This window comes from Streptomyces sp. RP5T, assembly GCF_003933965.1.
Taxonomy (GTDB): Bacteria; Actinomycetota; Actinomycetes; order Streptomycetales; family Streptomycetaceae; genus Streptomyces.
Map to the genome: position 1 here is coordinate 1 of NZ_RSAJ01000579.1, position 5,130 is coordinate 5,130.

Annotated in this window: 3 protein-coding genes; all 3 read left to right on the forward strand. The window is 70.1% G+C overall.

Annotation, left to right across the window (positions count from 1 at the left end):
• Positions 1 to 189 precede the first annotated feature (189 nt).
• Positions 190 to 1,116, forward strand: coding sequence for a hypothetical protein (locus EHS43_RS36735; protein WP_125194938.1), 927 nt, complete (start codon positions 190 to 192; stop codon positions 1,114 to 1,116).
• Positions 1,117 to 1,545: 429 nt separating this feature from the next.
• Positions 1,546 to 2,325 (forward strand): calcium-binding protein, encoded by a 780-nt coding sequence (locus tag EHS43_RS36740; RefSeq protein WP_125194941.1) that lies wholly within the window; start codon positions 1,546 to 1,548, stop codon positions 2,323 to 2,325.
• 306 nt (positions 2,326 to 2,631) lie between these two features.
• On the forward strand, positions 2,632 to 5,130 hold a 2,499-nt coding region (locus EHS43_RS36745), incomplete at its 3' end, for a VCBS repeat-containing protein (protein ID WP_148104180.1).

The window sequence follows — 5,130 nt, forward strand, 5'->3', positions numbered from 1 at the left end:
GCTAGGGTCTGGCCTGCGGCAGGCTGCGCACGCCGCGAGCCCGCGCCCGGTACCCCGCACCGGTCACGCACCGGGCCAAGGACACCGGGATCCCCTGGGATTCCAGGGACGGTCCCGCACTGTTCGCTCATACCTGCGCGTCATCGACTCTGCGGGGCGGCGGGGGCCCTGGAGCGGAGATCGATCCCCATGACCAAGTCCGGTGCCAGCGGCCCCAAGGCCCGAGCCCGCAAAGCCCAACAGGCCACAGGTGTCCGCTACACCCAGGTCCGCCGCGCAGCCCCGCCCTCCCGCCACGGGCGCACCGTGCAGTTCCTGCTGGAGGACCAGTACGTCCTCGGCACGCTCGCAGTCCAACTGGCGCTCGCGTGGGCCCGACAGGGGATGCGGGTGCTGCTCGTGCACGAGTACAAGCCCTACCAGACCGACATGGCGCTCTTCTCCCGCAAGGCCCGGGAGCGCAAGGCCGCCGAGCAAAGGCAGCAGGAGTGGCCCGGACACCGCAGCACCCTGGTGTGGTCTGCGGGCCCCGGCCGGAAGGCTGGCGGTCTGCTGGTCGAGCAGCACACTCCCTGGTCGACTCCACCCGCCAACCCCAGGCTCCTCACCCGTACTGACGACCCGCTGCGCGATGCGCTGCAGCAGGGACGCCGCCACTTCGACACCGTGGTCCTCATGGGCCGGCCGACCTGGCCGCACCGCGAACTCGTGGACCACTTCATCGTGCTCGCCGCCAGCAACGGAGCCCCCATCGCCGAAACCCTCACCCACGGCGCGCTACCCGAAGACCGGCAGGAGCGCCCGCTCACCGCCGAGCAGAGCGCCGTTCTGCTGCGCGAACGCCACCTCAACTTCCTCTATCACCGCCCCTCCACGTTCCTCGGCATGATCACCGCAAGCGGCGCCCAGTCGGCCCCGGAACCCCAGCCCGGCTTCGTTCGCGCGGTGGAAGCCAACATGGCCGCCGCCGGCATCCCCCTCCTCGGCCACATCCATGTCGGCGACCACGGCCTGGCCGCCCACGTACAGCGCAGAAACCAGGCAGCACTGGTCGCCGCATCCCCACTCGACCCCGGCGCCGAACAGGCAGCACAGGCCATCGCGGACCGCTGGTAGCCCGCCGGACGCGTGTGGCGCTCGTGCCACGGCGGCGTCCCTTCCGCGATCCTGATCGGTTGCGCCATCGGGAGAGGCGGCGCCGGCCAGACGGTGGGCCTCGAGCACCGGATCGACCTCGGCCCGTGTACCGAGGCCTACACCATGGACAAGATCCTGAACATGAAAAGCCCTCTCCCAACTCGCCGCGCTCGGGCACGCCACCGTCCGCATGCGGCTGGCCCAGCACATCCCCGCCGTGTGTTACCTGAGGGAAGACCAACCGCCGCGATAGCGCGGCACCGAAAGAGATGGGTCGATCACCAACGCTCATACAACCCTCAGTCCCTGCGGAGTGTCTGATCACGCGGGCCAATCGGCTCCCCGACTCTCGCGGGCCGCTCACGCCATGCACTGCCGTACCGGCCCCCTGTTCTGACTGGGACTCACATGCGTATACGTGCTGCGGCGATGGCCGGGACCACGTCCGCCGCCCTGCTGCTGACCGCTGGTGCCGGTGTTCCGGCGCACGCCGACGGTCAACCGGTCATCACCAAGGTCGTGGTCAACAAGGGCAAGAACATCGTGGTCGGCCCCACCTCCGTCACCAAGTTCAGCGCCCAGGTCACGGCCACTGATGCGTCCGGCGTGATCGTGGCAGACGTGCAGCTGTGGCGCGGCCCCTCCTTCGACGACCGCACGGGCGCAATCTCCTACGACGCCCCCAACTGCCATGCCGACAGCGCCACGACCACCACCTGCACCATGAACTTCCAGGTCATGGCCGACACCCGCGACATGATCAACGCCCTCTCCAACGCGAAGGCCGGCACCTGGCACATCTACGCCAGCGCCTTCTCCAAGGACCGCGTCCAAACCACCATCGACTCCTGGGCGACCGTCAACGTCCAGCGAAGGTCCCAGCTGACCACGAACGCGGCCCCCGAGCCCGTGAAAAAGGGCAAGACCCTCACCGTCACCGGCAAGCTCTCCCGCGCCAACTGGGACACCCGCAAGTACGCCGGCTACAGCGGCCAACGGGTGAAACTCCAGTACCGGCCCAAGAACAGCAGCACCTACACCACCCTCAAGACCGTCACCACCAACAGCACCGGCGAGTTGAAGACCACCCTCAAGGCCACCGCCGACGGCTTCTACCGCTACTCCTTCCCCGGCACCACGACCACCCCGGCCGTCAGTGCCGCTGGCGACTACGTCGACGTGACGTAAGAACGAGCCGGAAGGGGTTGTTCCTGCCGGTCCTCCTTGTGATGGCCACCGCGGCACCAGCACCGGCCCTTCGGCCGCGCCCCGGCCAGGGGCCTGTGGCCGTGCAAGGGCCGACGCCTGATGAGCGGGGACGAGGGGCCCGTGCGGCTGCGTCGTGCGGGTCCTTTCCGCCGTCCCGGTAATCCCGGCAACCGCACTGGTATGCACTGATAGGCTCCCGTCGCCCACTCAGGGCATGCACATTTCATTCACAGGCTGTCGGGGCTCTCGGGGTCGCGGCCGGCAGGGTGAGGGCCGGGGGGTTCCGTGGGGGTCATCAAGGTCGTACGACGTCGTCTGTTCGACAGAGGGGGCGTGGCCCTGGCCGTGACCGTCGTCCTGGCCGCGGGTACTGCGGCCGCGATGCCGACGACGGGGATGGCGGTGACCGCGGGGGCTGACCAGGTCGTCGGGCCGGGCGAGGTCGTGCTTCCCGCCGCGGACCGCAGGGCCACCCGCAACCCGGTGTTCATCGGCTTCGGCGACACCGGTGTGCTGTCGAGCCCGGAAGGCTCCACCGGCTGGAGCTGGACCGACTACGCGACGCGCCAGACCCGGCAGGTGACCGAGTTCGCCGGCACGCAGCAGCCCAACGGGCTCGCCCAGTCGGACACCACCTACACCTTGTCGACCGACGCCGAGGGCCGACGCGTCGTCAGGTTCCGCGCGCTGGGCTCCGGGGAGGACCGCGGCTCGGTGACCGTCCGGACCGGTCTGACCTACGCGGGAACAGCCGGCGAGGGTGTCGTGGTCGCCTACCTGGGCAGCTCGACCAACGTCCGCGAACTGCACCTGCTGAAGCAGTCGGCCGACGGCGGCACCGAGGACACGAAGGTGACCGGCTGGCCCGCCGACGCAAAGCTCCTCGCCGTGAGCGAGAGGGACGACCGCTCGCTGCTGCTGCGCTACCGCCTGCCGACCGAGGACCCCCAAGTGTTCCTCTACCAGCTCGTCCTCGTCGACGTCCGCGAGGGGACCTGGACCAAGCTGTTCGCCCCCTACAAGGCGACCTCGGGCCGGGTGCCTGTTCTGACTGAGGGCTACGTGGGCTGGTGGTACCCGGGTGCCGGTGCGCGGCTGCTGCGCCGCGACGCGCTGGACGGACCGGTGATCACCGTCCCGTACCAGGGCACCGAGAGGACGACCGACTTCACGGTCGTCGGTGACAACGTCGTACTGACCACCTACGGCGACGAGACGCGGGCCGTGCTCACCCGGCCCCTCACCGGTGCCGGCGAATGGCGCACGCTGCTGCCGCAGATGGACGGCTGGGTCAACGCGTCGGCGGACGGCTCGGCCATCGCGGCGGGCGGCCCCGACAAGGCCCACTGGGGCATGCACCGCATCTTCGAGGGGCCGGACGGGCAGATCGCCGTCGAGCAACTGATGGACCTGCCGCCGGTGCCCGCGCCCGTCGACGGGCTCTCCCTGGCCGGCGGCACCCTGGCCTGGACGGATCAGACCGCGTCCCCGGCCTACGACGTCATGTTCAACACGCGCACCGTGTCGGCCGACGCGGTCCCCCAGGTGGGACCGGTCCGCCAGGCCGGCGGATGGGTCAAGCCATGCTCCATCTGGTCCAGCTGTGTGCGGCTGTTCGGCGCGGGTGACGGATCGGTCGTCTACAACGACTGGGAGAGCACGCAGTGGATACACCGCCGCACCCCCGCCGGTGAGGTGCAGACGCTGACGGTTGACGGCTTCTACGGCGAAGTGAGCGCCGTGCAGGGACGGTACGCGCTGCTCTCGGGCGGCGCGAACCACAAGCAGTTCCTCGTCGACTGGACGCAGTCCAAGGTGGTCTCGACACGCACGGCCGTGGCGGCCACCCTGTGGGACGGACAGTGGTGGACCACGACGTCCACCGCCGGACACCTGTCGATGAGCCGCCTCGGCTCGACGGCCGCGGCCATCGACGTCAACGTCGGCTCGGCGTGCGTGCCCAGCGAGCTGCAGGCCAACGGCCGCTTCGTGTACTGGGCGTGCGCTGCGCAGAAGAAGGCCGGCGTCTTCGACCGTTCCCGCGGCCGGTCGGTGCCCGTGCCCGTGGGGGACGCGCTGCTGGCGGACGGGTTCCTGGTGCGCCATGACAACGCGCGAGGCAAGCTGGTGCGCACCGACGTCCGCTCCGGGCAGGCGGTCACCTCCGACCTGGCCGATCTGCCCGCGACCAAGAACCTCATGCCCGAGGGCAGCACCTCCGACCGACGCGTGCGCTGGACCCTGGATCCCGACACTGGCCGCGTGGCCTTCGTCGACAGCGGTGAACGCATCCACCTGCTGCCCGGCGGAACGCTCGCCGCCGGGGTGCGGCGCGATCACGCCGGCCGGGACGGCATCGGTGACCTCCTCACCCTCAACTCCTCCGGCACGCTCACGTTCCAGCAGGGCACCGGCAAGGGCACGTTCACCGACAAGGTGAGCGGCAGCGGCTGGCCGACCACGGTCAAGGCGGTGCCGTTCGGGGACCTCAGCGGGGACCGCTGCAACGACGTGCTGGTGCGGCTGAGCAGCGGCGCCCTGCGCGCCTACAAGCCGGGCTGCGGGGCCGCGCTGAAGCCGTCGACGCCGTACACCTCGCTGGGCACGTCCGGCTGGAACCAGTACGACGTGCTGACCGCGCCCGGTGACGTGACCAGGGACGGGCGCCCCGACCTGATCGCGCGCAACTCCTCGACCGGGACCGTCTACCTCTACAAGGGCACCAGCACCGGCAAGCTGTCGGCGCGGGTGAAGCTCTACGACAACTGGAAGACGTACAAGAAG